This is a genomic window from Kistimonas scapharcae, from assembly GCF_039540975.1.
GTDB lineage: Bacteria > Pseudomonadota > Gammaproteobacteria > Pseudomonadales > Endozoicomonadaceae > Kistimonas > Kistimonas scapharcae.
On sequence record NZ_BAABFL010000255.1, the window covers coordinates 1 to 1,745 of the forward strand.

The 1,745-nt window shown below is 50.2% G+C and carries 4 protein-coding genes; 2 read left to right on the forward strand and 2 right to left on the reverse strand.

The window, feature by feature from the left end; all coding sequences use genetic code 11:
* Positions 1-393, forward strand: a 393-nt coding sequence (locus tag ABD892_RS10785) for a hypothetical protein (RefSeq protein WP_425559232.1), incomplete at its 5' end; no start/stop codon positions are given.
* Positions 390-995: a hypothetical protein gene (locus ABD892_RS10790; RefSeq protein WP_345195639.1), complete on the forward strand. Its 606-nt coding sequence runs from the start codon at positions 390-392 to the stop codon at positions 993-995. The genes ABD892_RS10785 and ABD892_RS10790, both read left to right, overlap by 4 nt.
* Here ABD892_RS10790 and ABD892_RS10795 read toward each other — a convergent pair.
* Together ABD892_RS10795 and ABD892_RS10800 are read right to left on the reverse strand one after the other, a co-directional pair.
* Positions 983-1,159 (reverse strand): hypothetical protein, encoded by a 177-nt coding sequence (locus ABD892_RS10795; RefSeq protein ID WP_345195640.1) that lies wholly within the window; start codon positions 1,157-1,159, stop codon positions 983-985. The genes ABD892_RS10790 and ABD892_RS10795 overlap by 13 nt on opposite strands.
* Positions 1,160-1,305: 146 nt before the next feature.
* Positions 1,306-1,599: a hypothetical protein gene (locus tag ABD892_RS10800; protein ID WP_345195642.1), complete on the reverse strand. Its 294-nt coding sequence runs from the start codon at positions 1,597-1,599 to the stop codon at positions 1,306-1,308.
* Between the last annotated feature and the right edge of the window lie 146 nt (positions 1,600-1,745).

The window sequence follows — 1,745 nt, forward strand, 5'->3', positions numbered from 1 at the left end:
GCGTTTTGTGCAAAAACTGTACTCTGTTGCCAAAAGTACGGCCAGCTTGCTCACATTCCCAAGGTTAAGCGGGATTTAAGGAAGTGGTCACAGTGGCTGTTAGAAAATCTGGACAGGCGGACAGTGGCCAAGACAAAGCTGGATAACGGCGTGGACGTGTCCACGGTCTTTCTCGGTCAGGACATCCACATGGGCAGGTACGACAATCCCCGGCTGTTTGAAACCATGATCTTCGGCGGCGCACAGGATAACGAACTGTGGCGGACAACAAGCTGGGACGAAGCCAAGGAAACCCATGCCATGGTGGTGGCGGCGCAGATCGCCAACAATGCCACGGTGCTGATCCATAGTGACGGATACGCTGTAACAACCAACGACGGAGAAGAACAATGATAAAGAATCCTGTGGTCAGAGACTTGCTAGACCGCGCCGTGAAACCGGAACCGGGGCAGCCTGTTCCAGACGGCGGTGTGGTGATTGTGCTTGGCGGCGCTTCCGCCCATGGGGATTTCAGCAATTACCGGGTTATGGATGGAACCGGTGAACTGGTCAAATCCGGCGAATTTTGCCCCGATCCTGAAGACCGGCAGGAAGTAATAGCTAAATCCTTTACACCGGACGAATACGATCAATACACGGCATCATTGAAATTAGAACCAGTCACATTTGAAGAACTTTTGGCAATGGCCGATGAAAAAGGAAAGCAAATGGCTACTATGCATAGGCAGGAAATCCTTAATTTATTGAACCTAGACTGTTCTCAAATTGATGGGATTGATCTATTTGAAGAACATATAAAGCAAATAATTGATATTGAAATCCCCCACTGGCAAAACGACGGCACCAACTTTACCTCGCTGTTACTGACGCTGATTCAAAAGGCCGATCCCGCCAATCTCTACAAGATACAGCTAGGCTTCCCGGCTGAAGTGGAAGCCTTTAAACGATGGGAAGCCAAGCGGTGGGAATCCGTGGAAGAAGATCAGCCGGTATAAACCAAATCCTCGCGCCGGGTGGCCATTGACGTGTCACCCCGCGTTTTCTCGTACTGTACGAATACGAAATACTTGTTGTAGGACGTAATGAAGCCCGGTTCCTTTTCCCGGTCAGGCCGATAGACTACCCGTCGTCCGATGTCCTTTTCTGTCACTTCGATCATTGATCTTCCTTGCCTCATGGTGGTTAATGGCATAACTGTAACCACATCCCTTGCAGATGACATTGACAGCCGTCAGGCTGCCAGTGCCTGTGAATCGTCCTTTGCTGTCCCGCCAGCTATCTTTTGTGCCAATGGGGCAGCCGCATTTATAACGCCTGCTTTTCATGTTTCACGTAAGGCATACGCACAATCGTGCGGTGATCCTTGACATCAATGAAGGCATGGAACAGTTCATCCGATACGGCAGTCCTGACCAGCGGCGTGAACGGCAGCAGGGCTTTTGCTATATCAAGAAATATTGCAAAGGGAATGTCCAGCTTGTCATCCAGCAGTTCGTCCACGCTGGCATGGTCATTCAGAAACCGGTCGGTTTCATTGGCATCAAGGCCGCAGACACGACAGGCCAGTTCTTCGTATTCCCAGTGTTCCAAGTAGTCCATGCCTTTATCCTTATTTTCTGCGAATCATGGTTTGGTGCAAATAACGGTTCCCGGTTTCTGCGTCACCCCCCTGTGCCAGCATAGTTGTCGCCTCTTCTGAAATTTCCAACTTAAACAGGGGGTGGTCAGTGAGTAATCAATGACCC